This is a genomic window from Parajatrophihabitans canadensis (assembly GCF_053764775.1).
Genome location: NZ_CM132445.1, coordinates 2,770,266 through 2,796,495, shown reverse-complemented (window position 1 = coordinate 2,796,495; position 26,230 = coordinate 2,770,266). Strand labels below are relative to the sequence as shown.

The window sequence follows — 26,230 nt, the reverse complement described above, 5'->3', positions numbered from 1 at the left end:
CTTTGTATCCGGCTGTGGGGACGATCGTTTCGGGGAACATTCCAACGACGCCGATTCCGACCGACCCCGATTTCCGACCGACCCCGATCCCGATCCCTACCCCGACCCGATCCCTACCCCGACCCGATCCCTACCCCGACCCGATCCCGACCGACCGACCACCGACCGACCCCGAGCTTGTGGATGGGACGGGTTGCGCGCGACGGCCACACGAAGTAAATCGAACCCCGGCGTGTCTAGCACAATCGAACAGACGTTCGTCTAGAATTCTGGACGAGAGATCGTTCGTCCACAGATCTGGTTGTACCCGAGAAAGTTGTCGGAGGTCAGATCTAACGTCGCAGCCAACTCCAGGAACTCCCCAAGACTTGAAAGAGGTACCAGAAGATGGCAGCTGCATTCGACCGTGACAAGGCGCTTGAAGTCGCACTCGGCCAGATCGACAAGCAGTTCGGTAAAGGCTCAGTCATGCGTCTCGGTGAGCGTCCATACGTGCCGATAGAGGTCATCCCGACGGGGTCAATCGCTCTGGACATTGCCTTGGGTATCGGTGGGCTTCCTCGTGGTCGTGTCGTCGAGATCTACGGGCCTGAAAGCTCCGGAAAGACAACCGTCGCGTTGCACGCCGTCGCAAACGCCCAGGCGGCAGGCGGCGTAGCTGCTTTCATCGACGCGGAACACGCTTTGGATCCGGAATATGCCCGGGCACTCGGTGTCGATACAGACGCGCTGTTGGTAAGCCAGCCGGACACGGGTGAGCAAGCGCTCGAGATCATGGACATGTTGGTTCGGTCGGGTGCGCTGGACGTCATCGTGGTCGATTCGGTCGCCGCGCTGGTACCGCGAGCCGAGATCGAGGGCGAAATGGGCGACAGCCACGTGGGTCTTCAAGCTCGACTGATGAGCCAGGCGCTACGCAAGATCACTGGTGCGCTGAGTAACTCCAACACCACTGCGATCTTCATTAACCAGTTGCGAGAGAAGATCGGCGTCATGTTTGGGTCTCCTGAGACCACCACCGGAGGCAAGGCGCTGAAGTTCTACTCATCCGTCCGATTAGATGTTCGTCGTATCGAGACGCTCAAAGACGGCGCCGACGCGGTCGGTAACCGCACCCGGGTGAAGGTCGTCAAGAACAAGGTTGCGCCGCCGTTCAAGCAGGCTGAATTCGACATCGTGTACGGGCAGGGCATCAGCCGTGAGGGCTCACTCATCGATGTCGGAGTAGATCAGGGCATCGTGCGTAAATCGGGCGCTTGGTATACCTATGACGGCGATCAGCTGGGGCAAGGCAAAGAGAATGTCCGTAACTTTCTTCGCGATAACCCTGACCTTGCTGACGAGATCGAGAAGAAGATCAAAGAGAAGCTTGGCGTCGGCGCTCAGGTAACAGAAGAAGCACCTCTACCTGCGCCCGTCGATTTCTGACGTTCGACCGAGATGGCGCGATTGTCGACGGCCGCCGGCGCAGATTCTGCGCCGCCGGGCCGAGGCACGCACGACTTGCCTCCAGATATAGCTGCAGATCCCGATGCAAATCCCGAGTCTGTTGCTCACAACATCTGTCTGCGCTTACTGACATTCCGCGACCGTACGCGTTCGGAACTCGCCGACGCTCTGGCAGCGAAACAAGTTCCGACCGAGGTAGCAGTTCGTGTGCTTGACCGGTTGGCAGCGGTTGGCCTGCTCGACGACAGAGCTTTCGCGGCAACGTTTGCACAGGTCAAGCAGCGTGAGCGTGGCTTGTCCGCTCGTGAGATTGTCCGTCAACTTCGTAGCAAAGGCGTCGACGCGGAGGTCGCCGAAGCGGCGGTGTCTGCCCTCGGCGTTGAATCTGAGATCGAAGTTGCGCGTGATCTGGTCGAGCGCAAGCTGAAGACGATGGGTCGCCTCGACGCCGAGACCAAAACGCGCAGATTGGTGGCGATGCTCGCGCGCAAAGGCTACTCGTCGGGCGTTGCATACTCGCTGGTGCGAGCAGCTCTCGGTGCGGAGGCCGCCACGGCCGAGAGCGACTTCGAAAACGAAACGGCCTGGCTAGCTTGACCCCCCGCCATATCGATATAGCCTCACAAGATCAGGAGAATGGATGCGTGGCTCGTGTCACGCATTGACATACAGATTCATATGTTCGTTCGATAGACCGCGACAACGACGAGGATGAGGAGATCACGACCCCCACTCCGAACTCGTGGGGACCGGACATTTCCGGGCGTAAGGCCCGCACATTCTTTTCGGCGTCCGCTCTATGGACCCGGCCTCCTGGCTGTGCGACGGAGTTTAGCGATCCCGTTGCCTTGGTGAGAGGAGGAGGGTATGAGCCACTGGGTTGGTTTAGCGGCGATTATCGCCGGTTTCGCGCTGGTTTTGGTTCTCGGTCTCCGTTTTCTTTCGATCTATTCAGCCAGCCGTTTGCATCCACAGTCCGAGAGCGTCGACGGCACTGCGTCAGCCAATTCTACGAATCAGCTTGATCTTGCTGAGGCCGAAGCGGCCTCGATACGCCAACGGGCCGAGCGCGAAGCGGACGCGCTTCGGCGCTCAGTCGGAGTTGAAGCGGAGGCACTGCGTCGAGCGGCGCAAACCGAAGCGGAAGCAGCGCGTGCCAATGCCGAGGCTGCGGCGGCGAACGCAGACGCATTGCGCCTTCGGGCAGAGTCGACCGTGGCGGATCTGCTTGCCGAGGCGCGCCGTGGCGCTGATGCCGAACTCCTATCGCGTACCCGTGCATTGGAGAGCGGCAACGAGATCTTATTGAAACGTACGGCGACGCTTGACGCACGCGAAGTGGACATCGAGAGCGCGCTTGCAAGCCTGGATCAACGCAGGCGAGCACAAGAGGAGGATCGAGCGGCCATCGAGGGTCTACGTAGCGAGCTCGAACAGATCCGAAGCGAGCTGGCTCGCTCCGAAGAGGCGATGGCCGCCGAGCATCTAGCTGCCCTCGAACGCATCGCCGGCCTGACGGCCGAAGCTGCGAAGGTTGAGCTGCTCAGCGCAGTGGAGGCCGGAGCACGCCGAGACGCCGCGAGCCTGGTGCGGTCGATAGAGGCCGAGGCTCGGACCGAAGGAACCGATAGGGCGAGAGCGATCGTGGTCGAGGCAGTCCAGCGGGTAGCCAGTGAGCAGACTTCGGAGACTGTAGTAAGTGTCCTGCACCTTCCGAGCGACGAGATGAAGGGTCGCATCATCGGTCGCGAGGGACGAAACATCCGAGCGTTCGAGTCCGTAACGGGTGTGAACGTCATCATCGACGACACACCTGAAGCCGTCTTGCTGTCCTGCTTCGATCCGGTCCGTAGAGAGATCGGCCGTATCACGTTGGAAAAGCTCGTGCTCGACGGCCGGATTCATCCCCATCGCATCGAGGAGGTCTACGAGACCGCGCGTACGGACGTCGACGAGCTCTGTCTACGCGCAGCAAGAGATGCACTTGCCGATGTCGGGATCACTGATCTCGACGACCGGCTCATTCCCACTCTGGGGCGATTGAAGTATCGAACTAGCTACGGCCAGAACGTGCTTGGGCATCTGATCGAAACAGCGCATATCGCAGGTGTCATGGCCAGCGAGTTGGGACTCGAGCCGACTCTCATCAAACGGTCTGCGTTTCTCCACGACATAGGTAAAGCCTTGACCCACGAGGTAGAAGGTTCGCATGCGATTGTCGGCGCAGAGTTGCTCCGTAAGTACGGCGAGAGTGAGGCCGTCGCTCACGCCGTCGAAGCTCATCACAATGAAGTCCAACCCAGAACGATTGAGGCGGTTCTGACCCAGGCAGCGGACACCTGTTCAGCCGCTCGCCCGGGCGCCAGGCGCGAGTCGCTGGAGACGTATGTGAAGCGGTTGGAGCGCATCGAGGAAATCGCTGGAGCGAAAGCTGGTGTAGAGCGTGTTTTTGCGATGCAATCAGGCCGCGAGGTCCGGGTGATGGTATTGCCAAATGAGGTGGACGATCTCGCAGCTGGAGTGATAGCTCGTGAAGTTGCGAAGCAGATCGAGGACGAGCTCACCTACCCCGGCCAGATCCGTGTGACGGTCGTCAGAGAATCCCGGGCAACGGAGGTCGCGCATTGAGGTCGTTCAGCTGAGCGGCATGGCGTGCGATCTGTGTTGCCGCGAGCGATGTGCGTCTTGAACTTGACCGATTCCGCCTGCTGTTACAGCGTCGAATCCGCACAACAACTGCGGCACGCCTGCTACCGTGCGGTTGCATGCGGTTACTGCTGGTGGAGGACGACGACCGCGTAGCCGAAGCGTTGCGCGACGTCCTTGTTCGCCATGGGTTCCAGGTGAGCCATGCAACGGGCGTAGACCGTGCGCTCAGCTCGTTGGACGACTCCATCGATGTCGTCCTGCTTGATCTCGGCCTACCCGACGGTGATGGCTTTGATCTGTGTGCCTCCATCCGAAATATTCGGGATGTCCCGATTATCATCACGACCGCACGCTCTGACCTGCGATCACGTGTTCATGGCCTGCACATAGGCGCTGACGACTACATGATCAAGCCGTACCCGATTGCCGAACTCTTGGCTCGGATTCATGCGGTGAGCAGACGCAGCAGAGTCTCTGCGCAGAATGCCGAAGCTACGGTTATGACCGTCATCGCGCGTGGCGTCACGATAGATCTCGCTCGCCGCGTCGTTTTTCGATCGCGACCGGGAGGTGATCGCGAAGAGGTCCCTCTCACTCGAAAGGAATTCGGAATCCTCGAGGCGCTCTCGACCCCACCGGGCCTTGTGGTGCGGCGCGAGCGGCTTCTCAGCCAGGTGTGGGAATCGAACTGGGTCGGCGACCAGCACACCCTTGATGTGCATGTTGCCGCAATACGTTCGAAGTGCAGGGACGCCGGCATCATCGAGACGGTTCGGGGCATAGGCTACCGACTCGGCGAGGATTGACTCGTCGTGCGACTTCGTCTCGGATTGCTGATTCTGGGCCTGCTGGTAATCGTATTGGTGGCCACGGGCGTTCCGTTGGCCCTGGGCATACGAAATACCCTTGCGCGCGACGCGTTTCTCGATCAGCTGAACGATACTGCGCGGTTCGCTTCGGCCGCCGAACAAGCCGAGACGCCCGACCAGATGGCGAAGATCGAGACTCAACTGCGTCGGTACGAGGTTGTTCACCACGCCGATTGTTTCGTCTTGGCGGCCGACCGAACGGTCCTGCTCGCCGCCAGTGACAGCGACCTGCCTCGGGATCCGCCTTCTGACGAGCGCATTTCTGAGGCGATTCGTGGTCGCCGGGGCGTGCTGCCGCCCACCATCTGGCCATGGACGAGCCAGCCGTTGTTGGTCGTTGAGCCAATGATGCGCGGCGGTGAGGTTGTTGGAGCGATGGTGATCGTGTCCTCGACTGATGGGCTGCGTCGACAGATCTTCCTCGCATGGGCCGGGCTGCTGATCTGCGGGCTTGCAGCATTGCTTGCCTGCGCCTACATGGCGAATCGGCTCACGCGGTGGGTACTACGCCCGGTCCACGAGTTAGATGTGGCTACGCACGAGGTCGCTACCGGTCGCCTCGACGCCAGGGTGCCGGAGGCTACTGGACCTCCGGAGCTGCGCCGACTCGCTACCTCGTTCAACGAAATGGCTACGCAGGTACAGATCTCCGTCGCGCAGCAACAGAATCTGGTCGCCGACGTATCACATCAGATGCGCAATCCGCTCGCGGCACTGCTCCTGCGCTTGGATGATTTGGCCACGCGCGCACCTGATGAGCTACGTTCGGATGCAGAACGGGCGTTGCTGGAAGGTCGAGGACTGGCAGAGATCGCCGAGCAGCTCTTGGCGCTCGCGCGCGCTGAGCATGCCGGTAACACAGCCGCTGACTGCGACATGACAGCCATGGTCGGTCAGCGTATGCAGACGTGGGAGCCAATCGCGCGAGCGCGCGGCGTCTCTCTCGCCCTTACCGGCTCACCCCGCCTCCACGGTTGGTTCGACAAAGCGGACGCGGCCGGCGCATTTGACGCAGTCATCGACAATGCCATCAAGTACTCACCCGTTGGGAGCACCGTCACGATCTTCATTGGGATCGATGGCGACTTCGCGACAATCGTCGTGCGGGATTTTGGACCAGGTCTGAGCCCGGATGAACTAGCTCGCATCGGAAGCAGATTTTGGCGTAGCCCATCAGCTCGAGGCATCGGAGGCTTCGGCCTGGGTCTCAGTATCGCGAAAGCGCTGTTGGACCGTACCGACGGGTCATGTGAATTCAGCTTGCCCGAAGGCGGCGGCCTGCAGGCTCGCATTCTGCTTCCGCTGACCGAACACTCACCATCGGCCACGCGGTCAGCCGCGGCTCCCGCCAGCTGAGATGTCTGGGCGTCAACTGCCATCAAGCCTGGGACGGGCCGTACCCTGGAACCGATATGGATACAGCACTTGATTCGACGCAACGCTCCAGTGGCCGCACCTACGCCATCCGGACGTACGGCTGTCAGATGAACGTCCACGATTCGGAGCGCCTCTCCGGCCTGCTGGAGGCCGCTGGCTATGTTCGCGCTGCTGATCAGTCGGGCAAGGACGCAGACCTAGTCGTTTTCAACACGTGCGCGGTCAGGGAGAATGCGGACAACCGTCTCTACGGAAATTTGAGCCAACTCGTTCCGATCAAGAATTCGCGGCCAGGAATGCAAATCGCCGTCGGCGGATGCCTGGCCCAGAAAGATCAGGCACGCGTTCTGGAAAAGGCACCAAACGTAGACGTGGTCTTCGGAACTCACAACCTGGCTAGCCTGCCGGTCTTGCTTGAGCGGGCCCGACACAATGCGCAAGCTCAGGTGGAGATCCTTGAGACACTCCAGAGCTTTCCGTCCGATCTTCCCAGTAGACGTGATTCGGCATTCTCCGCCTGGGTATCAGTGTCGGTCGGGTGCGACAACAGTTGCACCTTCTGCATCGTTCCAAGCCTGCGCGGCAAGGAAACTGATCGCAGACCGGGTGACATCCTTGCTGAGATAGAAGTCCTCGTCGCCGACGGCGTCTCGGAAGTCACGCTTCTCGGCCAGAACGTCAATTCCTACGGCCGGTCGTTCGGCGATAGGTACGCCTTTGGCAAGCTGTTGCGCGCTTGCGGTGCCATTGATGGACTCGAAAGGGTGCGCTTTACCAGTCCGCACCCACGTGACTTCACTCCAGATGTCATCGCCGCGATGGCTGAGACACCAAACGTCTGTCCGCAGCTGCACATGCCAATGCAGTCGGGCTCAGATGCGGTGTTGAGGGCTATGAAACGCTCTTACCGCCAGCAGCGATACCTGTCGATCATCGATTCCGTACGGGCCACATTGCCTGATGCTGCGATTACGACGGACATCATCGTTGGATTCCCGGGTGAGACCGAGCAAGACTTCGTCCAAACTTTGCAGGCCGTCGAGCGTGCACGTTTTGCTAGTGCGTTCACCTTCCAGTATTCGAAGCGCCCTGGGACGCCCGCCTCGACCATGCCAGACCAGGTGCCGAAAGAGGTCGTCCAAGAGCGGTATGAGCGCCTCATCGAATTGCAGGATGGCATCAGCTGGGACGAGAACAAGCGGCTCGTCGGAGCCGAGGTCGAAGTGCTGGTCAGCACAGCAATCGGCAAGAAAGATGGTGCAACCGGCCGGGTCACCGGTCGCGCGCGAGATGGCCGACTCGTACACGTCGCGGTCGGTGACGAACTCGTGAGCGCCGGCGACACCGTCACCACTCGAGTGAGCTACGCAGCGCCGCATCATCTCGTCGCGGACGGTGCACCGAGCTCGCGCCGGGCCTGGCGGGGGGCAAGCGCAACGCCTTCGCACCTCGCGTCGAAAGTCTCAAAGGGCCTGCCGTTGCTGACGATCGGTCGTCGGGCCGGCTGAATTCGACGTAGCGCGGCGTTCTGACGTATTCGGGAAGTAGCGAGCGAGCTTTATTCGGGAAGTAGCGACCGACGCTGCGCGACATCTGCCTCTGCCTTGGCAATTCGCGCGGCGTCACCCGAGGCGATGGCACGAGCCAGCTTGGCCTCGGCCTCCGACAGCCGTTCTCTGAGCTGGGCGAGGAACGGATTCGATTCAACGGAGCTACGTTTCCAGTCCGCGTCCAACGCCTCGCGCACGCGCTGTTCGGCTGCCCGCATGCGATCTTCGGTACGTCGCATCGCGTCGCGTGGTACATGCCCAATCGCTTCGAGGCGTTCCTGTAGATCGCGTAGGGCGACCTGGGCCTGGCGCGGGTTCGACACGTCGAGGGCGGCAGCCTCGGCGATGATCGCTTCTTTCTCTTTGAGATTCTGGGATTGCTCGGCGTCGCGCTCAGCAAATACACCGGAACGACGCTCGAAGAAACTGTCCTGCGCGGCTCGGAACCGCTTCCACAGGGCGTCCTCGGTGCCTCGGTTGGCACGGGGAGCGACCTTCCATTTGTTCATGAGTTCCTTCAGCGCCGCCGAAGTCTCACGCCAGTCCTCCGATGTCGCGAGCTCTTCTGCCTGACGGACCAGATCCTCCTTGACGGCCTTTGCTTCTTCGCGCTCGGTGTCAAGCTGCGCGAAGTGACTTCCCCGCCGTTTGCCGAACGCGTCGCGCGCCGCGGCGAACCGCTTCCAAAGCCCGTCATCGGTCTTGCGGTCGATGCCCTTGATGAGTTTCCACTCGTCGACAATCGTGCGTAGCCGATCGCCGGCAACTTTCCACTGGGTTGACGACGCTGCCAGGGACTCGGCTTCGGCCACCAGCGCCTCTTTCTGCGCGATGGCGGCCGCCCGCGCGGCATCTCGTGCCTCGGCCTGTTCGCCGATCTTGGCGTCCGCGGCTGTCACCAGAGCGACGAGGCTTGCGTCCAGAGATGCGAGGTCTCCAATAGCGGCAACCGACGGCAACGACGCGTGGAGCATCATGGCCTGCGATTTCGTGGCTTTGGCGTCTCCGGCGCCCGACTCGAGACGCTTGGTCAACAACTCGACCTCGGTCTTCAAATCCGAATACCGGCGGGTATAGAACGCAAGTCCAGCTTCGGCGTCACCTGCCTGCCAGGAGCCAATTTCACGCTCGCCGTCGGCTGTCTTTACGAACACGGTCCCGACTTCGTCTATTCGTCCCCACTCCGAACTCATGAAAGCATTAGACACGACCGAGAGTCGCGCGTCTCATCCGGTTAGCCTGTTGCAACGTGACCGTCACAACGCATGACCTCCCGCCGCGTCCCGTTGTTGCGATCGTGGGTCCTACTGCCACCGGTAAGTCCGACCTGGCAGTTGCGTTGGCCCAGCGTTTGAACGCTGAGATCATCAATGCGGACTCGATGCAGCTTTACCGGGGAATGGATATTGGCACGGCGAAATTGCCACTGCACGATCGCGGCGGGATCAACCATCACCTGCTTGACGTCTGGCCGGTGACCAAGTCTGCGGCGGTGGCGCAGTATCAAACGCTCGCCCGGGGCAAGATCGCCGAGATACATGCCAAGGGGAAGCTTCCGGTGATTGTCGGCGGGTCGGGCCTCTATGTGCGCGGGACCCTCGATCGGTTGGATTTTCCGGGTGAATCTCCCGTTGTGCGCGCGCGGCTCGTCGCTGAGCTGACAGAACATGGGGCGGCCTCGCTACATGCGCGCTTGCGGTCGCTCGATCCAGCAGCCGCGGATGGGATTCTGCCCTCCAACGGCCGCCGCATCGTTCGCGCGCTCGAGGTCATCGAAATAACCGGCCGACCGTTCACGGCGACGATGCCCGCGTTCGAGTCGATTTATGACACCGTCCAGATCGGTCTCGACCGCACAGACCTTGATGACCGGGTACGTCTGCGGGTCGAGCGCATGATCTCTGAAGGACTGCTCGATGAAGTTCGCGGCCTGTTGCCTTCGGGACTGGCCAACAGCCCTACCGCTGCGAAGGCACTCGGCTATCAGCAAATCTTGGACATCCTCGATGCTGACGGCAACCTGGTCGGCAATCTTGATGACGCAGCCCAAGCCACGACCAGGGGCACTTTGAGATTCGTTCGGAGGCAGAGATCGTGGTTTCGACGGGATCCGCGAGCGCAATGGCTGGACGCGGCCTCCTCTAGCCTGATCGACGACGCGATGGCGCTGATACCGCCTACGCTGGGTGGGTGAGTTCCACGCTGCACGCCATCAAGGGTCATGGGACCGAGAATGACTTCGTCATCCTGCCCGATCTGGACGCGGTCGTCTCGCTGTCGCCAGCCCTGGTGCGGGCACTCTGCGACCGACGGGCGGGTATCGGAGGCGACGGTGTGCTGCGGGTGGTGCGGACCGCGAACGCAACGGAGCCCGATGTGCGAGCACAGGCCGAGAAGGCTGAGTTCTTCATGGACTACCACAATGCCGACGGCTCGATTGCGGAAATGTGCGGCAACGGCGTTCGGGTGTTTGCCCGCTATCTGCAGTTGGCAGGGCTGATCAGTGGCGATACCGAGATTGCCACGCGAGGCGGCGTCAAGACTGTCCATTTCGCGGCCCGCGTGGATGACGCAGCGGCGGAGGGGACTGAAGTCGGCAGGCCGGACGGTGACTCTGACATCAGCGTCGCGATCGGGTTCGCCAAGTTTCGTGTCGAGCGACCCCGGGTCGAGGCGGACGGCCTGCGCGGGCAGTATCCGAGTGTGGCGATAGATATGCCCAACCCGCACGTGGTGGTTGAACTACCCGATCAGCAGACCCTCGCGGACCTGCAGCTGTTCCGACCACCACTAGTCCAGCCGGCACTACCTGAGGGCCAGAACGTGGAGTTCGTGGTCCGTACTGGACGACGCCAGCTGGCGATGAGGGTGCATGAACGAGGTGTCGGCGAGACTCGTTCCTGCGGGACTGGAATCTGCGCGGCCGTGGTCGCCATCGCGGGCGAGACCGCGGGTGAAGGCGAGTGGTTTGTCGATACGCCGGGTGGCCGATGCCGTGTGTCCTGGACCGTGGCCGGCGAGATTGTGCTGTCCGGGCCCGCTGTTCTGGTTGCAGACATCGAGGTCGAAGAGCAGTGGCTGAGCGCGCACCGCTGATGCTTACAGCGAAATTGTGTCGCAATCACCTGTCTGGAGCTGTCACCATGGACATATATGAGCGCTGAAGACAGATTTGAGCACCTACCAGTCGTAGACGATGCCGCCCTTCGTGGGGCTGAGACAGGTCCCGGCAGCCTTCGAAACTCCGCCACGGGCCACAACTCCGCCACGGGCCATGCAGATGAGGTCGTCGAGGACGATTTCACCTTGGGCGAGTACGACCTGTCCGAGCGCGCGGCGCTGCGTCGGGTGGCAGGCTTGTCGACGGAGCTTACCGATGTCACCGAAGTCGAATATCGGCAATTACGGCTTGAGCGCGTCGTTCTGGTCGGCGTGTGGACAACCGGCACTCTCATCGAGGCCGAGAACTCCTTGCGGGAGCTCGCGAGGCTCGCCGAGACGGCTGGATCTGAGGTGCTGGACGCGATCGTTCAGCGACGCGACAAGCCGGATGCGGCCACCTACATCGGCTCGGGTAAGGCGAAGGAACTTCGCGATATCGTTCAAGCGACGGGTGCTGACACGGTGATCTGCGACGGTGAGTTGACGCCTGGCCAGCTGGGTCAACTAGAGCAGGTCGTCAAGGTCAAGGTTGTGGACCGGACGGCGCTGATCTTGGACATATTCGCTCAGCACGCTCGATCTCGCGAGGGCAAGGCGCAAGTCGAATTGGCCCAATTGCAATATCTTGTGCCACGGCTACGCGGCTGGGGCGAGTCGTTGTCGAGACAGGTCGGTGGCCGGGCGGCGGGTGGCGTCGGTATCGGTGGTCGTGGCCCCGGTGAAACGAAACTGGAGATTGACCGTCGGCGGATTACTGCTCGAATGGCGAAGCTCCGACGCGAGATCAAGGGCATGAAGACTTCTCGGGATGTGAAGCGATCGCGCCGAGGTTCTCACGAAATCCCCTCGGTCGTACTTGCTGGCTATACCAACGCTGGAAAGTCATCGCTGTTGAACTGTTTGACGGGTGCAGGTGTACTCGTCGAGAACGCGCTCTTCGCAACGCTCGACCCCACAGTTCGGCGGGCCCAGACCAGTGACGGAAGGGTCTTTACCCTGACTGACACCGTCGGGTTCGTTCGCCATCTGCCGCACCAGTTGGTCGAGGCGTTCCGTTCCACGCTCGAAGAGGTCGCCGAGGCGGACCTGATCGTGCACGTCGTTGACGCCGCTGACGAAGATCCCGAAGCACAGATCCGGGCGGTACGCGCGGTCCTCGCGGATATAGACGCCCTCGGGGTTCCAGAGCAGATCGTCTTCAACAAAGTGGACGCTGCCGATATTGAGACCCAGATGCGGCTTCGCAGCCTCGTGCCCGATGCTCTGTTCGTCTCGGCACGGACTGGTTCCGGCGTGACGGCCCTCGCTGAACTGATAGACGCGAGACTCCCGAGGCCGGAGCGCGCCGTCACCGCGCTGATTCCGTATACCCGCGGCGATCTGGTTGCCAGGATTCATTCCGATGGGGAAGTGTTGTCGGAGGATCACACCGGTGATGGCACCCTGATCAGCGCGCGAGTTCGTTCCGATCTGGCCGCAGCTCTAGACGGTTTCGCAGCGGTCTGAGTTTCGGGCGGCCGACCATTTCGTCGGCTCTGCGTGAATCCCCGGCCACCGTCAGGTAACGCTTGGGTGGCTGTCCGATATATGGGTCAATGCGACGACTTTGTGCTTGTCCTGACAGTCACGAATTAACCTCTGCGGCGTACGCTTCACCTGTACACGCTTCCCATTCGAGGAGATCAGATGTTTGGCGCAGGTATGGAACGTCCAACGACCTGGGCGATCATTGCCATCGCAGCACTTGTGCTGTTCGGGTACAAGAAGTTGCCTGATATGTCTCGATCCGTCGGACGCTCGCTGCGGATCTTCAAGACCGAGATGAAGGGCCTCACCGACGACGACGCGGCGCGCGATTCTGCTGCTACGCCCGCAGCCAGCCAAGCGGCTGCGCCGGTCGTGCCAGCGGCACCCGAGGCCGCCCCTCAACCTCCGGCGGCCGCTCAACCACCGGTCGTCATTCCGCCCGTTGTGACGCCTGTTGTAGCTGCAGAGCCCGTGGCGGAAGTGAACCCGCAGACCAACACGAAGGCGTCTTAGTACCCTGTACTTCGTAGGTCTCTCCGCTTAGCCGCGCCCCGATACGGTTGCGATGTTCATGGGTCATTGATTCGGGGTGCCTCGCGCAGTCGTGAGGCACCCCGAATCAAAATGTTTACGTCTTGCGTCAGAGCTTCCGAAGGACGGCCACCACACGGCCCAAAATCGTTGCCTCGTCAGCTGGAATAGGCGAATACGCCGGATTCTGGGGCAACAGCCACGCATGGCCGTCTCGGCGCCGGAAGGTCTTGACGGTCGCCTCTCCGTCGATCAATGCCGCTACTATCTCGCCGTTGTCGGCATCGGGTTGTTGGCGCACCACTACCCAGTCGCCGTCAGTGATCGCGGCATCGACCATCGAATCACCCTGGACCTTGAGCATGTAGAGGGTTCCGTCGCCGACGACCGTCCGCGGCAGCGGGAACACGTCTTCGACGACCTGTTCTGCCAGGATCGGTCCGCCGGCCGCGATGCGACCCACGACTGGGACGAGAACTGGAGCTGGCGAGCCTGCGTTCAACGCGTCGTCGTGTGCAGGGTGAAGCCGGGTCACGCTGGCTCTCACGTTATCTTCTGGTGCGCGAACCTCGAGGGCCCTCGGCCTATTCGGGTCTCGCCGGATGAAGCCTTTCTGCTCGAGAACCGACAGTTGGTGGCTCACGCTCGAGGTCGACGCTAAGCCGGCCTCATCGCAAATCTCGCGCATGCTCGGCGGATAGCCGCGGCGCTCGACCGCTTCGCGGATGATATTCAGGATGACACGTTGACGCGTTGTCAGGCCATCGCCGGAATCACTCGCGCTGTCCGAGAGCTCGGCGATGTCACTGTTCTTCGGCCGCCCCAGCGCCCGGGGAGCCTTACCTGCGCTGCTGTCTTCGGTGCCGTTACCTCGACTGGGCGTCTTTGCCACCATGTCTCCTCTTGTCTGTTGCTTCTCCGGTGCTGCTCGTGACCAGCGACTCCTACGGTGCGGGGCTGTCGCGCCCGGCTGTCGCGCCATGCTGTGGGCCATGCTGTGGGCCCTGCTGTGGGCCCTGCGGCCCCGTTGCCATGCTGTCTCTGCCTTCACGCTGCTGGTGAGGTTAGCCCGAACAGCGTAACGATTCAAACATTTGTTCGATTGGCGTGTCGAAGACGTGGATTCTGTCGGACCCTTGTAGTAGACATTCGTACAGACGTTCGATCGAACGCATGTTCGAGTGAAGTGATGAGAAAAGAGGACGACATGTCGGTAGCGACTGAATTTCCGCCCGTCGTGACAATCCCGGAGCGCGCTCGCACTGCTACCGCGCCTCGCCTTCCAGGTAGTCGTGGCCACCTGAGCCTGGTGCCTAGCTCACGACCCGAGAGCGCACCCTTGACCAAGCGCGAGGCAGTCCGGGTGTCGACTGTGCTCAACCCGACGACTCACCGTTCAGCCCAAACGTCCGTGGCTTCTAGCCCGCTACGGCTGACGCGTTTGGGCACTATCGCTCTCGCGCTCGCTGTCGCGGCCGTCGGCGCCAGCCTGCTAATTGTTGCTCATCTATCCATCGGCAGTGCTGCGACGCCGCGCGGCGACATTCACTCTGCAACCGTGACGGTTCAAGCGGGCGACACTCTCTGGTCCATAGCGCGCGAGATCAGCCCAGATCGCGATCCTCGTGTCGTCGTCGATCAACTCGTGTCGCGTAACCATCTTGCGAGTGTGGACCTGACGCCCGGTCAGATGTTGAGGGTCGCGTAGCAGCAGGCTGCATCGCGTACGAGCTACATCAATCTGACATCGGGGCAAATTTGTCGGTGTCAGATTGCGTTTTCGGAGTGTCGCGGCTTGCGGAAGTATCTGTGACGCTCTAGCGTTCACCCCTACATGTAGTAGTTACATGCGTGTTGTTCGTCCACAAGTTGGGTTTTCTTATCCACAAGCTGTCAACAGCTTGAGGTCGGTCATCCACTGATCGTCCCCAGGTTATGGACAGTTGGGTGTTGATAACTCGGTTTCGCAGCGGTGAGCGCACTGAGCCATACGAAGGGTGGTGTCAGCTCCGTGAGGTGTCCTTATTGTCGGCATCCGGACTCCCGGGTAATCGACTCGCGCGAACAAGACGAGGGTCAGGTTATTCGGCGACGCAGAAGCTGCCCGGAATGTTCGCGTCGGTTCACCACCATCGAAGAAGCGACCCTGGCGGTCATCAAGCGGAGCGGGGTCACCGAGCCGTTCAGCCGAACGAAGGTCGTCAACGGCGTGCGTCGAGCATGCCAGGGGCGCCCAGTCGATGAGGATGCGTTGGCGCAGTTGGCTCAGACGGTTGAAGACACGATTCGCGCAACCGGGTGTGCGGAGGTCGCGGCGCCCGAAGTCGGCTTGGCGATACTGGGTCCGCTACGGGATCTTGATGAGGTCGCCTACCTGCGCTTCGCGAGTGTCTACAAAGCCTTCAGTTCGATAGATGACTTCGAAAAGGCCATCGGCGACCTCCGCAGCGAACGGCGGGTCGTTCAGAGCCACGCTTCCGAGCCTGAGGGCCCAAGCACCTAGACATCGCACCACCAGCGAGACATTTGGCGAACCTTCGCCTGACACGAGCCGAACAGCAGATCGAACGAGAAGGGAACTGCGGGATATGACCGAGGTTGTCGAGGGCGGATCAACCGGCAAGACATCTGGCGCCGGCAAAACGCCAGCCGGAACGAAGCATTCGAGCGAGACTGACGCGGGCCGACACAAGGCTGCTGCGAAGGCTGCTCCCGTGTATTCGGCGAACGGGCTGGTCGTCGAGCGGATCTATACAACCGATGGCACGCACCCGTATGACGAGGTTGATTGGGAACGTCGCGACGTCGTAATGACGAACTGGCGAGACGGATCGATCAACTTCGAACAACGAGGTGTTGAATTCCCGACGTTCTGGTCCGTCAACGCTGCCAATATCGTGACGACAAAGTACTTCCGAGGAGCCGTCGGTACGTCGCAGCGAGAGTTTTCCCTGCGCCAGCTGATCAACCGCGTCGTCTCAACCTATCGCGCCGCCGGCGAACAGTACGGTTATTTCGCCTCAGCGACCGATGCGGAGATCTTCGATCACGAGCTCACCTGGATGCTCATGCATCAAGTATTCAGCTTCAACTCCCCGGTTTGGTTCAACGTCGGAACAACTTCGCCTCAGCAGGTCTCGGCCTGTTTCATCCTTGCTGTCGATGACACGATGGACTCGATTCTCAACTGGTACCGAGAGGAGGGTTTGATCTTCAAGGGCGGCTCAGGTGCCGGATTGAACCTTTCGCGGATCCGGTCCTCAAAGGAGCTACTCCATTCCGGTGGCACCGCGTCTGGTCCGGTGAGCTTCATGCGGGGCGCCGATGCGTCAGCAGGCACCATCAAGTCCGGGGGTGCGACCCGTCGCGCAGCCAAGATGGTCGTGCTTGACGTCGATCACCCCGACATCGTGGAGTTCGTCGAAACGAAGGCTCGTGAAGAAGACAAGATTCGCGTGCTTCGTGACGCGGGCTTCGATATGGACCTCGGTGGATCCGACATAACCTCGGTCCAGTATCAGAATGCGAACAATTCGGTGCGTGTTTCCGACGCGTTCATGCACGCCGTCGAGGAAGGCTCCGAGTTCGGACTTCGAGCGCGATCGACCGGCGAGATCATTGACACCGTTGACGCCAAGGATCTGTTCGGCAAGATCGCGAAGGCCGCTTGGGAGTGTGCAGACCCGGGTATTCAGTACGACGACACCATCAACGATTGGCATACGAACCCAGAGTCCGGCCGCATCACGGCATCCAATCCGTGTTCGGAATACATGAGCCTCGACAACACGTCGTGCAACCTCGCATCGCTCAACCTGATGAAATTCCTGCGCGATGACGACACCTTCGATTCGGAGAACTTCGTCAAGGCAGTCGAGCTGATCATCACGGCGATGGACATCTCGATCTGCTTCGCCGACTTTCCGACCGAGGCGATCGGTGTCAACACCCGCGCTTATCGCCAGCTCGGTATTGGCTACGCCAACCTTGGCGCGCTGCTCATGGCAACCGGTCGCGGCTACGACTCCGAGGGCGGCCGAACGCTCGCTGCCGCAATAACATCATTGATGACTGGCACGGCGTACCGTCGGTCGGCAGAACTAGCCGGCATTGTCGGACCCTACGATGGTTTTGCCCGTAACGCAGAAGGACATACGCGGGTGATGCGGAAGCACGCCGCGGCAAATGACCAGGTCCGGTCAGTCCACTCGGCCGACAAGTCGGTGCTGGCTGCCGCGACCGCCGAGTGGGCTAAAGGGCTCAAGATCGGCGCCGCGAACGGCTGGCGGAACGCACAAGCGTCCGTCCTCGCGCCCACCGGCACCATCGGTCTGATGATGGACTGCGACACGACTGGCATCGAGCCGGATCTCGCCCTGGTCAAGTTCAAGAAACTTGTCGGTGGCGGGTCCATGCAGATCGTGAACCAAACCGTGCCGAGGGCACTGAAGGTTCTTGGCTACCAGCAGGAGCAGGTGGAGGCGATCGTCGAATACATCGGCGAGCATGGGCATGTCCAGGACGCGCCCGGTCTCAAGAGCGAACACTACGAAGTGTTCGACTGCGCGATGGGTGCCCGCGCGATCAAGGCGATGGGTCACGTTCGGATGATGGCGGCCACTCAGCCATTCATCTCTGGTGCTATTTCCAAGACCGTCAACCTGCCCGAGACAGCGACGGTTGAAGACATCGCCGACGTGTACTTCCAGGGTTGGAAGCTCGGTATCAAGGCGCTGGCCGTGTATCGCGACAACTGCAAGGTTGGCCAACCGCTCTCGGCTGGCAAAGAGGCCAAGAAGACAGAGCAACCAGACTCATCCGGAACCGCACCGGCGATCGAATACCGCCCTATCCGTCGGCGACTGCCAAAGTCCCGGCCATCTCAGACGGTTTCATTTACAGTCGGCGGTGCAGAGGGTTACCTGACTGCAGGCTCCTACCCAGACGACGGCGGCCTCGGCGAGGTCTTCCTCAAGTTGGGCAAGCAGGGTTCCACTCTGGCTGGCGTAATGGACGCGTTCTCGATTGCCATTTCGGTCGCGCTTCAACATGGTGTCCCGCTCGAGACCTACGTCTCGAAGTTCACCAACATGCGTTTCGAGCCGGCCGGCATGACCGATGACCCGGACATCCGGATGGCACAGTCGATCGTCGACTACATCTTCCGGCGGCTGGCGCTGGACTATCTGCCGTTCGAAACCCGTTCGGCGATGGGCATTCACACGGCTGAAGAGCGCGCTCGAGAACTCGAAACGGGAAGCTATACCCGAGTCGAAGAGGTCACCGAAGATGAGCTGGAGACGCTGGCTCAATCGGCGGCGGTCACCTCGCCTGCCGAAGTCCTACCGGCATCGGTCGCGAAAGCCCCTCTCCAGACTGCCCATAGCTCCACGGAGTTGCTTGAGTCGCTACTCGGCTCCTCGGCTGATGCCCCCTTGTGCATGAGTTGCGGAACGAAGATGCAACGAGCTGGTTCCTGCTTCGTATGTGAAGGCTGCGGTTCCACGAGCGGATGCAGCTAGTGGTGGGCTGACGCCCAACGGCGGACTTGTAGTCGCGTTCCTGACCGTTCCTGACCCTTCAGGAACGGTCAGGACGCCCATGTCAGGAGGGTCACGTTGCCCTTCGCCTGATGTCGGGCGATCCGCTGACCGCTTGTGCCGCGCTTACCAATCGTGGAGATGCTACGACGCACAGGTCGATAAGGGTTCGACCGTATGGACACACTCCGTAACAATTGAATAGAGTGCCGTTACACAGAGTGAGATCGGTTGGCCGATGGGAGCCCCGATGTATGAGTCCAGGATGGTCAAAGGACCGGCTGCGAAGCATCCTGTTGCATCGCATAGTTTGACCCCACAGGAACCACAGGGACTCCAAGAAGTAGAAGGATCGAGTCGTCGGCCTGCCAGCTCTGGACTTCGGCGCACATTGCAGGTTGGTGCCTCCGATGACCCGGCCGAACTTGCGGCGGATCGGGTCGCGCGTGATGTCGTCGCCAAATTGCGCGAACCAGAAGTGAGTAACGAGGGCGGCCAAGCGACCACAGTCGGCGGCTCCGACGTTGCTGACGCGCACGAATACCGTTCGGTCCCAGCTACCGCGCAACGAAGCGGCTCAGGCGACCCGGGTGGCCGGGCTCCGGCGCAGGTCGAAAAATTGGTGTCTGATTCGCGGGCATCAGGTCGCCCGCTACCCGCAGACGTCCGTACTCAGTTCGAGACAGCGATGGCAACGGACTTGTCAGCGGTGCGCGTACACACCGGCGCCGGACCCTCAGCCGCGGGCAGGAGCATTAGTGCGAAGGCATTCACCGTCGCTGACGACATATTCTTTACCGCCGGGATGCCTGACACCAGCCGTCCCGATGGCCAGGCGCTCCTGGCCCACGAATTGGCTCACACAGTCCAGCAGCGCAGCGGGTCCCTTGGCTCAGGCACGATCGCCCGAGTATGGGAACTAAATGACGACACGGACGGCCTGGTCAACAAGGAGCGAGTGGAAAGCCCGGCCACGACGGTAGAGCAGCTTCGGCGGTGGGCCGCGCGACTGGAGTGGGACGACGACGATCTTGGGCCGCTTATTGCCAGCCGCATTGAAGTGCTCGAGGCTGCAGCGTCCGCGGATGCCGACCGGTCAGCGATAGAGAAGTCCGCCAAGGCAAAGGACGAAGCCGAAGCCGCAGCGCTTGCGGAGAAGGCAGAACTACGCCGCGAGGTCGAAGCGGCGGCAGGGGGACCGCTCGCAAACTATGACGAGGCGGTAGATCGGTTGTTGCGGCAAACTCTGAAGGACGTCAGCTTCAAGGCTCCTCAGCTGTGTGCACAGTTCTTTCTCGCTGCTGCGCTGATGGAGTCCGGCAGTACGGCCCAGCAAGTCCTGAGCACGCTGATTGTCGATGAGGTGGCCTTGGAGGCGTTCATCTACGGGAACGGGGGGCTGGGTTGTACAGCCGTAGGCACGACAGTGGCCCAGGCCACGAAGGTGTCCAAGGTGTGGGACGCGCTAGCAGACTCTGGCACGTTACTGGGCGAGTTGGACGAACTCTGCGCTCAGATTGTTGCTGGCCGTATCAATCCCCTTCCGAACGAATATCGCAAGGCGAAGATCACGTCGAACTCAGGTTTGGTGTACCGCTTCGGCAGACTTGAAAAGAAGCGTCCAATGGCAGAGGCCGAACTTCATCTGCATGTCGGCAAGAAAGGCGCGCTCAACAATTCAGGAATAAAGAATCACAAGCAACGCATGTCTTCAGACCGCGTGCTGCTCAGCGGGAGCGCGTACTCCAGCTTGTACCGCGCTATCGATGCTCGAGGCCTTTGGAAGGGCTGAATCGTGCGCCGCTACGGGCGCCACGTTGAGCGATGCGAACCTGCGCGCACCGTTCAGGGTAACGTGAACAGACTCGCGTCCGCGGTGAAGGCACACCGGTCCGATGCAGAGTTTGTTCGTAAAGGATCCCAACATGCTTGGTCTTATCGTCAGTCTCATCGTGATCGGCCTGATAGCAGGAGCCGTCGCCCGTCTTTTGGTGCCCGGCAAGCAAGACCTCTCCATTCCAGCCACGATCGTGATCGGAATAGTGGGGTCATTCGTCGGTGGATTCCTCGGATATCTGATCTTTCACAAAGACGGTCACGACGGCTTCTTTCAACCGTCCGGGATTGTCGGCTCCATCATCGGCGCCGTGATTGTGCTCTTGCTCTGGCTCAAATTCGGTGATCGCAGCGCAGTCCGTACCTGACAGACGCAACCGCAGCGACCGTTCACGGCGCTTCATCAGGGCCTGAACGCTCGCCTTTACGCGGCGGTTCAGAGGGCGCGAGCCAGAAGGTAATGCTGACGGCGGCGATCACAGCGGCAGCCAACACGATCACCAGACTCGGCGATGTGTGGAGCAATGCCGCGCCGATCGCCGCCCCGGCAAGCATGGCAGCGATCGAGCCCAGCCTTCTGTGCGGCTTTGAGCCGGGACCCCCGACCAGTCCGCTGTCAGCACTCAATCCAGTGAGCGTCAGCGTCAAAACCGTCGTGGTCAGGTCTGGCACACCCAGCCGGCGCACGGTGCTGTTCTGTAATCCCATCGCGACTGCTAGCAAGCAGATCGGGACGAGATTCGCTCTGGGGTCGAGTGACAAGGCGCCAACACCGGTAAGCACGCCCGTTACCGCCACGATCAGCGCCTGCCCGAAGAAGGCTCCAGCGAGCCAGCGGCGTGGCCGGCTATCGAACCGCGCCCCTACCGCGCCCCCACCGAGCGCTCCTATGACGAAACCGGCGATCGCCACGGCGGAGGCAAGGGCAGAAAGGCCCGAGTCCGGGTACAGGCTGAAACCGATGAACACCACGTTTCCGGTCATGTTCGCTACAAAGACTCGCCCGAGGCGCAGATAGCTCACCGCGTCGATTAGCCCAGTCACTCCGGTAAGCGCGAGCAACGCCGCGACAGTCCAGCGGCGGGCTATCGGCGACGCGACAGCCACGGCTCACCTGTCGTCACTGGTCCGAGGTTGCCGAAAAACCCGGTCATGGCTCAGCCGGCCAGGAACTGATCGCTGGCCACGACTTTCGCGTAGCTGTCGGCCAGTGCCGCCATGAAGGCAGCATGTACTTGGGCCCCGGGGATGGCAACTCCGTCGAACTGTAGGTCGGGCGCAGCGCAACCGTCGTGGACCACGGTGACGTCGTAGCCGAGGTCAGCCGCAGCTCGAACCGTCGCATCAACGCACATACTGCTCATCATCCCCACGACGACCAGGGAATCGACACCGAGCGAAATGAGCCGCATCTGTAGATCGGTCTGTCTGAAGGCATTGGGGAACGTCTTGGTCACCAGCGGCTCGCCGGCGCGCGGGCGCACCAGCGAATGGATCTCGACGCCCGGGGTACCTGGCCGCATGAATGTCGCATCAGGCTCATCCCAGATGTGCTGTATATGGACGATCGGCAGAGCTGAAGCTCGTTGCCGTTCGAGCACCCGTGCTGCCACCTCGACTGCAGCCTCGGGTTCAACAAGCGGAGACGCCCCTGCTGGGAAGTAATCGAGCTGAAGATCGATCAACAGCAATGCGGTCGTCACGGTGAACGCTCCATGGCAAGACGGTATCGGATTGTCGGGTTCGGGCACGAGCAGTTGTCGGGGTGTCCGGAAGAGGTGAGCCCCTTGCCGGATACGGTGCAAGTATGAGACCGATGCTGTCCTATGAAGTCTGGCCGCGAAGGTGAAGGCAGTGCTGGTCGAGCGGTTCGCGACCGCTCCGCGAGTCCTCGAGGTCGAGCCGCCGACGGTAACCGCAGACGGCGTGATCATCCGGGTCGAAGCGACCGGGCTGTGCCGCAGCGACTGGCACGGCTGGCAGGGGCACGATCGCGATATCGTGCTGCCGCACGTTCCCGGACATGAATTCGCCGGCACCGTGATCGAAGCCGGCCCCGATGTCGTTCGCTTCGCCGTGGGAGACAGGGTCACCGCCCCATTCGTGTGCGCGTGCGGGTCGTGCGCCGAATGCAGCTCGGGCAATCAGCAGACCTGCCTCCGCCAGCAGCAGCCAGGCTTCACTTATTGGGGATCGTTCGCGGAATTCGTTGCGGTTCCTTGGGCAGACGTGAACCTCGTGCGCCTTCCTGATTCAGTGAGCTTCGTCGCGGCCGCCGGTCTCGGCTGCCGGTTTGCGACCGCGTATCGAGGAGTGCGTCAGGTCGGGCAGGTCCAAGCGGGGGAGTGGGTGGCCGTGTTCGGCTGTGGCGGGGTTGGCCTTGCGGCGATTACGCTTGCCGCCTCAGCCGGGGCACGAGTCATTGCAGTTGATGTGAACCCGGCGGCATTGTCGCTCGCGTCGACGCACGGCGCCGCTCACCTGGTGCAAGCTGGGTCGGGACGTGGAACGGGTAGTCCTGATGTTGCCACGCAAGTAAGGATGATCTCTGACGGTGGAGCGGTCGTAGCAATCGAGGCAATCGGCGCTGCCGACGCCGTTCAATCCGCGCTCGACAGTCTTCGCCCGCGAGGGCGCCTCGTTCAGATCGGACTACTCGCCGGGAAGGTAGCTGTCGATATGGGTGCCTTGATCTCGCGGGAGCTGAGGTGGCTCGGCAGCCACGGCATGGCCGCTCGTAGCTACCCTGAGCTGCTTGTCGAGATCGCCCGTGGAGACTTCGATCCCGCCAGCTTCGTCGTCGCCGAAATCAGCCTCGGCGAGGTGCCGAACGCATTGCTGGCCATCGCCGACAACCTGAGCTCGGGAGTCACCGTTATCGTGCCTTCGCGGTGAACGTCGTGAGACGAGTTGAACGATCCAGATGGATAGGGCGAGCAGAACTGCGGCCACGATTCCGTCGAGCCAGAAATGGTTTCCTGTGGCAGCGACGACAAAGACGGTGACTACCGGATGGGCGACGATCCACCAGCGATAGCGACTCGTTCCAAATCTGATCACCGCCCAAGCGACCAAGAGTGCCCAGCCGACGTGGACCGAAGGCATCGCCCCGAGCTCGTCGACCGTGATGCCCGACAGGTTGTAAACGGATTGCCCATATTGCGCAGCCACATCCACGAATCCCAGGTCGGGCAGCAGCCTCGGGGGAGCCACCGGGATCAGCTGGATCAATAAGCAGGACGCGGTGAGCAGCACGAGGACATTGCGCACGTAGCCGTAATGGTCCCTGTGTCGCACGAACAGCCACAAGAGAAACACGCCGAGTACGCCGAAATGCATCGACGCGTAATAGAGATTGCAAAACTGTGCGAACCAGGGGTGTCCGTCGAGGAGCCCTTGAAGCGACCGTTCACTGGGCAGTCTCAGGGTCCGCTGAAAGTGTTCGATCCAGCGACCTCGCGAAAACGCACCCGCGGTCCCGAAGACGGAGACCGACGCGGCCAGTTGCCACAACGCGTAAAGCGCAGCGACGATAGCTGATTCTTGCAGGTAAGGTGCGGCGCGTCGGGTGCGACTCGATCGTGAAACAGCTACCCGTACGGCAACGAGCGCAGCAGCAAGCGCACTGCCCTGTTGCCAGTTCAATTGCAGGTTCACCATGCGGAAATCGATTCCTTCGCCGCACCGAGCTCGTTGTCTGCAGGCGGGTAGCCCCATCGCCCCGACGTCTGATGCCTGGTCCGACGATCGATCACGGTGAAGATTGCGCGTCCTCGGCCGCAATGACGTGAATCACGGCATTGATCAACGCCAGATGAGTAAAGGCCTGTGGAAAGTTACCCAAGTGCCGGCCGGTGTGCGGATCGATCTCCTCGGCGTACAGCTCCAGCGGGCCGGCGAGCGAGAGCAGTTTCGCGCAGAGCTCGTGCGCGCGCACGTCCTCGCCGATCTCACTCAACGCCGACACCAGCCAGAACGAGCAGATTGTGAAACTGCCTTCCTCACCGGTAAAGCCGTCGTCCGTTTCCGCCACCTTGTAGCGCATAACCAAACCGTCGACGGTCAACTCGTCGGCAATGGCAAGCACCGTGGCCCGGATCCGCGGGTCATCTGCTGGCAAAAACCGCACCAGCGGGGCGAGCAACAGAGATGCGTCCAAAGCCGTGCTGCCGTAATACTGGGTCAGCACACCGCGTTCGTCCACGCCGTTGGTGAGGATGTCTTCTTTGATCTCGTCAGCCGCAAGTTGCCACTGGGCTGACTCGGCCTCCTGACCGATCATCGACGCGAGCCTGGCGCCACGGTCGACCGCGACCCAGCACATGATCTTCGACGAGGTGAAATGCTTGAGTTCCCCGCGCACCTCCCAGATGCCGGCGTCTGGTTCGCGCCAGTGTTTGAGAGCTGCGTTGACCTGCTTGCCGAGGATCGGCCAGATCCGACCATCGAGATGATCAGCCGCCTTTGAATGCAGGTAGACAGAGTCCAGCAATGCGCCCCAGACATCGTGCTGCTTTTGGGTACTCGCTGCGTTGCCGATCCGCACTGGTCGGGAGTTCGCGTACCCCGGTAGGTGATCCAGCGTTGACTCAGTCAGATCGCGTTCGCCTCCGATGCCGTACATAATCTGGAGATCGTCGTCGGCCTCAGCGAGATCGGCAATGAATGAGAAGAAGTCGACAGCTTCCCAATCGAAGCCGAGGGAATACATACCCCACAAGGCGAAAGTGGCATCGCGAATCCAGGTGTATCGATAGTCGTAGTTGCGCCCACCGCCCATGGTTTCCGGCAACGAGGTAGTGGCCGCCGCGGCGATCGCACCGGTTGGTGCGTAGGTCAGTCCCTTCAGCGTGAGCGCGCTGCGCTGCAGATAACTGCGCCACGGATGGTCTGGGAACTTGCCGCGCGCAAGCCAATGTTGCCAGTGGTGGGCAGTCCAAACCAGTCTTGAGTACGCGTCGGCCATGTCCATCGGGGGCTCCTTGCTACCCCAGGACAGCGCAACGTAGCGCACGTCCCCCTGCCTCAGCAGGGTCCGAGCCGCAGCCTGTCCGCCTTCCAGGCCGAGCCGCATATCGGTCGTCAACGTGAGTCTTAGATCGCTACCTTTGGCGGTGGCCACTGCCTGGTGATAGACGTGGTCGGTATAAGACCAGCGCACGAATTTCTGGCCGTAATCGAGGGCCGGTTCGCACTCGACGATGGTCTGGACCTCGCCCGACACACAGCGAATCGTCCTGAGCAGGATGTGTTCGGAGTCGTAGTCCGTCGGCGTGCGGCGATGAGTATGCGAGAACTCCTCCTCGTGTCGCCAGGGCCCGATAAGCAACACGTCGCGGACGATGATCCAGCCCGTCGCTGTTCCCCAACTCGTTTCGAGGATCATCGTCCCGGGTAGGTACCGTCGCGCGGCAGGTACCGAAACGTCGGTCGGCGCCACCCTGAACGTCCCCGCGTGCCGACCCAGAACCGCACCGAACACGCTCGGTGAGTCGAGTCTCGGTAGACACATCCAGTCCACGGAACCGCCGGGCGAGACCAGGGCGGTTGTCTCGCCGTCGGACAGGAACCCATAGTCGGCGATCGGCACGGATCGAATGACCGTAGTTGGTCCATCGTTTCCCGGCCACGGAGAGATTTCGTCGTCCATACTGCAAAAGGATGCTCCATCCCGGTGGTACGCCGCCAAGGCGGGGGTATCTCGTGGTTGCAGTCCGGCAACGATTTCGGCAGCGACTCG

The 26,230-nt window shown here is 61.4% G+C and carries 21 protein-coding genes and 1 pseudogene; 16 read left to right on the top strand and 6 right to left on the bottom strand.

Translation table 11 applies throughout. The features are described from left to right. The first annotated feature begins 387 nt into the window (after positions 1–387). The 6 genes from recA to miaB all read left to right on the top strand — a co-directional run bounded on the left by recA (position 388) and on the right by miaB (position 7,852). Entirely contained in the window at positions 388–1,428 is a 1,041-nt protein-coding gene (gene recA, locus ACSMXN_RS13565) for a recombinase RecA (protein WP_022912001.1), read from the top strand. Positions 1,429–1,440: 12 nt separating this feature from the next. Beyond that, entirely contained in the window at positions 1,441–2,046 is a 606-nt protein-coding gene (locus ACSMXN_RS13560; RefSeq protein ID WP_022912000.1) for a regulatory protein RecX, read from the top strand. 270 nt (positions 2,047–2,316) lie between these two features. Then, positions 2,317–4,077, top strand: a complete 1,761-nt coding sequence (gene rny, locus ACSMXN_RS13555) for a ribonuclease Y (protein WP_022911999.1) — start codon at positions 2,317–2,319, stop codon at positions 4,075–4,077. A gap of 137 nt (positions 4,078–4,214) precedes the next feature. Continuing rightward, positions 4,215–4,904, top strand: a complete 690-nt coding sequence (locus ACSMXN_RS13550) for a response regulator transcription factor (RefSeq protein ID WP_022911998.1) — start codon at positions 4,215–4,217, stop codon at positions 4,902–4,904. A gap of 6 nt (positions 4,905–4,910) precedes the next feature. Then, positions 4,911–6,323, top strand: a complete 1,413-nt coding sequence (locus ACSMXN_RS13545; protein WP_022911997.1) for a sensor histidine kinase — start codon at positions 4,911–4,913, stop codon at positions 6,321–6,323. Between the two features lie 56 nt (positions 6,324–6,379). After that, positions 6,380–7,852: a tRNA (N6-isopentenyl adenosine(37)-C2)-methylthiotransferase MiaB gene (gene miaB / locus ACSMXN_RS13540; protein ID WP_022911996.1), complete on the top strand. Its 1,473-nt coding sequence runs from the start codon at positions 6,380–6,382 to the stop codon at positions 7,850–7,852. A 50-nt stretch (positions 7,853–7,902) separates the two neighbouring features. Here miaB and ACSMXN_RS13535 read toward each other — a convergent pair whose 3' ends face one another. After that, positions 7,903–9,087, bottom strand: a complete 1,185-nt coding sequence (locus ACSMXN_RS13535; RefSeq protein WP_022911995.1) for a DUF349 domain-containing protein — start codon at positions 9,085–9,087, stop codon at positions 7,903–7,905. 56 nt (positions 9,088–9,143) lie between these two features. On the opposite strand from ACSMXN_RS13535, the gene miaA reads away from it, so the two are divergent. The 4 genes from miaA to tatA all read left to right on the top strand — a co-directional run bounded on the left by miaA (position 9,144) and on the right by tatA (position 13,096). Beyond that, a complete protein-coding gene (gene miaA, locus ACSMXN_RS13530) occupies positions 9,144–10,088 on the top strand; it encodes a tRNA (adenosine(37)-N6)-dimethylallyltransferase MiaA (protein ID WP_022911994.1) in 945 nt (314 codons plus the stop codon). Then, on the top strand, positions 10,085–10,990 hold the full coding sequence (dapF, locus tag ACSMXN_RS13525) for a diaminopimelate epimerase (RefSeq protein ID WP_022911993.1): 906 nt from the start codon (positions 10,085–10,087) through the stop codon (positions 10,988–10,990). Before miaA ends, dapF begins: the two co-directional genes overlap by 4 nt. A gap of 57 nt (positions 10,991–11,047) precedes the next feature. After that, entirely contained in the window at positions 11,048–12,562 is a 1,515-nt protein-coding gene (gene hflX, locus ACSMXN_RS13520; RefSeq protein ID WP_022911992.1) for a GTPase HflX, read from the top strand. A gap of 180 nt (positions 12,563–12,742) precedes the next feature. Beyond that, a complete protein-coding gene (tatA, locus tag ACSMXN_RS13515) occupies positions 12,743–13,096 on the top strand; it encodes a Sec-independent protein translocase subunit TatA (RefSeq protein WP_455407587.1) in 354 nt (117 codons plus the stop codon). A gap of 127 nt (positions 13,097–13,223) precedes the next feature. On the opposite strand, the gene lexA is transcribed toward tatA, so the two are convergent. Then, on the bottom strand, positions 13,224–14,009 hold the full coding sequence (gene lexA / locus ACSMXN_RS13510) for a transcriptional repressor LexA (protein ID WP_022911990.1): 786 nt from the start codon (positions 14,007–14,009) through the stop codon (positions 13,224–13,226). A gap of 312 nt (positions 14,010–14,321) precedes the next feature. On the opposite strand from lexA, the gene ACSMXN_RS13505 reads away from it, so the two are divergent. The 5 genes from ACSMXN_RS13505 (at position 14,322) to ACSMXN_RS13485 (ending at position 20,858) form a co-directional block, all read left to right on the top strand. Next, on the top strand, positions 14,322–14,822 hold the full coding sequence (locus ACSMXN_RS13505) for a LysM peptidoglycan-binding domain-containing protein (RefSeq protein WP_081648980.1): 501 nt from the start codon (positions 14,322–14,324) through the stop codon (positions 14,820–14,822). 303 nt (positions 14,823–15,125) lie between these two features. Next, positions 15,126–15,617, top strand: coding sequence for a transcriptional regulator NrdR (gene nrdR, locus ACSMXN_RS13500; RefSeq protein ID WP_027139099.1), 492 nt, complete (start codon positions 15,126–15,128; stop codon positions 15,615–15,617). Positions 15,618–15,702: 85 nt separating this feature from the next. Continuing rightward, a complete protein-coding gene (locus ACSMXN_RS13495; RefSeq protein WP_022911987.1) occupies positions 15,703–18,636 on the top strand; it encodes a vitamin B12-dependent ribonucleotide reductase in 2,934 nt (977 codons plus the stop codon). A gap of 328 nt (positions 18,637–18,964) precedes the next feature. Then, complete coding sequence (locus tag ACSMXN_RS13490; RefSeq protein WP_196811148.1) at positions 18,965–20,446, top strand: DUF4157 domain-containing protein; 1,482 nt, start codon at positions 18,965–18,967, stop codon at positions 20,444–20,446. A 133-nt stretch (positions 20,447–20,579) separates the two neighbouring features. Beyond that, positions 20,580–20,858: a GlsB/YeaQ/YmgE family stress response membrane protein gene (locus ACSMXN_RS13485; protein ID WP_027139098.1), complete on the top strand. Its 279-nt coding sequence runs from the start codon at positions 20,580–20,582 to the stop codon at positions 20,856–20,858. A gap of 22 nt (positions 20,859–20,880) precedes the next feature. Here ACSMXN_RS13485 and ACSMXN_RS13480 read toward each other — a convergent pair whose 3' ends face one another. Continuing rightward, positions 20,881–21,597 carry a YoaK family protein gene (locus ACSMXN_RS13480; RefSeq protein WP_022911984.1) on the bottom strand — a complete coding sequence of 239 codons (717 nt, stop codon included), beginning with the start codon at positions 21,595–21,597 and terminating at the stop codon, positions 20,881–20,883. Between the two features lie 50 nt (positions 21,598–21,647). Next, the gene (locus ACSMXN_RS13475; RefSeq protein ID WP_022911983.1) at positions 21,648–22,193 is read right to left on the bottom strand and encodes a cysteine hydrolase family protein; all 546 of its coding nucleotides are present in this window, start codon (positions 22,191–22,193) and stop codon (positions 21,648–21,650) included. A 142-nt stretch (positions 22,194–22,335) separates the two neighbouring features. Here ACSMXN_RS13475 and ACSMXN_RS13470 point away from each other — a divergent pair, with 142 nt between their 5' ends. Beyond that, positions 22,336–23,385, top strand: coding sequence for an alcohol dehydrogenase catalytic domain-containing protein (locus ACSMXN_RS13470; RefSeq protein WP_081648936.1), 1,050 nt, complete (start codon positions 22,336–22,338; stop codon positions 23,383–23,385). 33 nt (positions 23,386–23,418) lie between these two features. On the opposite strand, the pseudogene ACSMXN_RS13465 reads toward ACSMXN_RS13470, so the two are convergent. Both ACSMXN_RS13465 and ACSMXN_RS13460 read right to left on the bottom strand, forming a co-directional pair. After that, positions 23,419–24,150 (bottom strand): annotated as a pseudogene (locus ACSMXN_RS13465) (phosphatase PAP2 family protein); the annotation flags it as partial. Positions 24,151–24,241: 91 nt separating this feature from the next. Further along, entirely contained in the window at positions 24,242–26,140 is a 1,899-nt protein-coding gene (locus ACSMXN_RS13460) for a glycoside hydrolase family 15 protein (RefSeq protein ID WP_022911980.1), read from the bottom strand. Positions 26,141–26,230 lie beyond the last annotated feature (90 nt).

Bases quoted from the DNA above. Each gene is read 5' to 3' on its own strand.
- ACSMXN_RS13560 (WP_022912000.1), top strand. From the start codon at position 1,441: ATGGCGCGATTGTCGACGGCCGCCGGCGCAGATTCTGCGCCGCCGGGC.
- ACSMXN_RS13505 (WP_081648980.1), top strand. From the start codon at position 14,322: ATGTCGGTAGCGACTGAATTTCCGCCCGTCGTGACAATCCCGGAGCGC.
- ACSMXN_RS13485 (WP_027139098.1), top strand. From the start codon at position 20,580: ATGCTTGGTCTTATCGTCAGTCTCATCGTGATCGGCCTGATAGCAGGA.
- ACSMXN_RS13495 (WP_022911987.1), top strand. From the start codon at position 15,703: ATGACCGAGGTTGTCGAGGGCGGATCAACCGGCAAGACATCTGGCGCC.
- ACSMXN_RS13460 (WP_022911980.1), bottom strand. From the start codon at position 26,140: ATGGACGACGAAATCTCTCCGTGGCCGGGAAACGATGGACCAACTACG.
- tatA (WP_455407587.1), top strand. From the start codon at position 12,743: ATGTTTGGCGCAGGTATGGAACGTCCAACGACCTGGGCGATCATTGCC.
- recA (WP_022912001.1), top strand. From the start codon at position 388: ATGGCAGCTGCATTCGACCGTGACAAGGCGCTTGAAGTCGCACTCGGC.
- rny (WP_022911999.1), top strand. From the start codon at position 2,317: ATGAGCCACTGGGTTGGTTTAGCGGCGATTATCGCCGGTTTCGCGCTG.
- hflX (WP_022911992.1), top strand. From the start codon at position 11,048: ATGAGCGCTGAAGACAGATTTGAGCACCTACCAGTCGTAGACGATGCC.
- miaB (WP_022911996.1), top strand. From the start codon at position 6,380: ATGGATACAGCACTTGATTCGACGCAACGCTCCAGTGGCCGCACCTAC.
- ACSMXN_RS13550 (WP_022911998.1), top strand. From the start codon at position 4,215: ATGCGGTTACTGCTGGTGGAGGACGACGACCGCGTAGCCGAAGCGTTG.
- ACSMXN_RS13535 (WP_022911995.1), bottom strand. From the start codon at position 9,087: ATGAGTTCGGAGTGGGGACGAATAGACGAAGTCGGGACCGTGTTCGTA.
- lexA (WP_022911990.1), bottom strand. From the start codon at position 14,009: ATGGTGGCAAAGACGCCCAGTCGAGGTAACGGCACCGAAGACAGCAGC.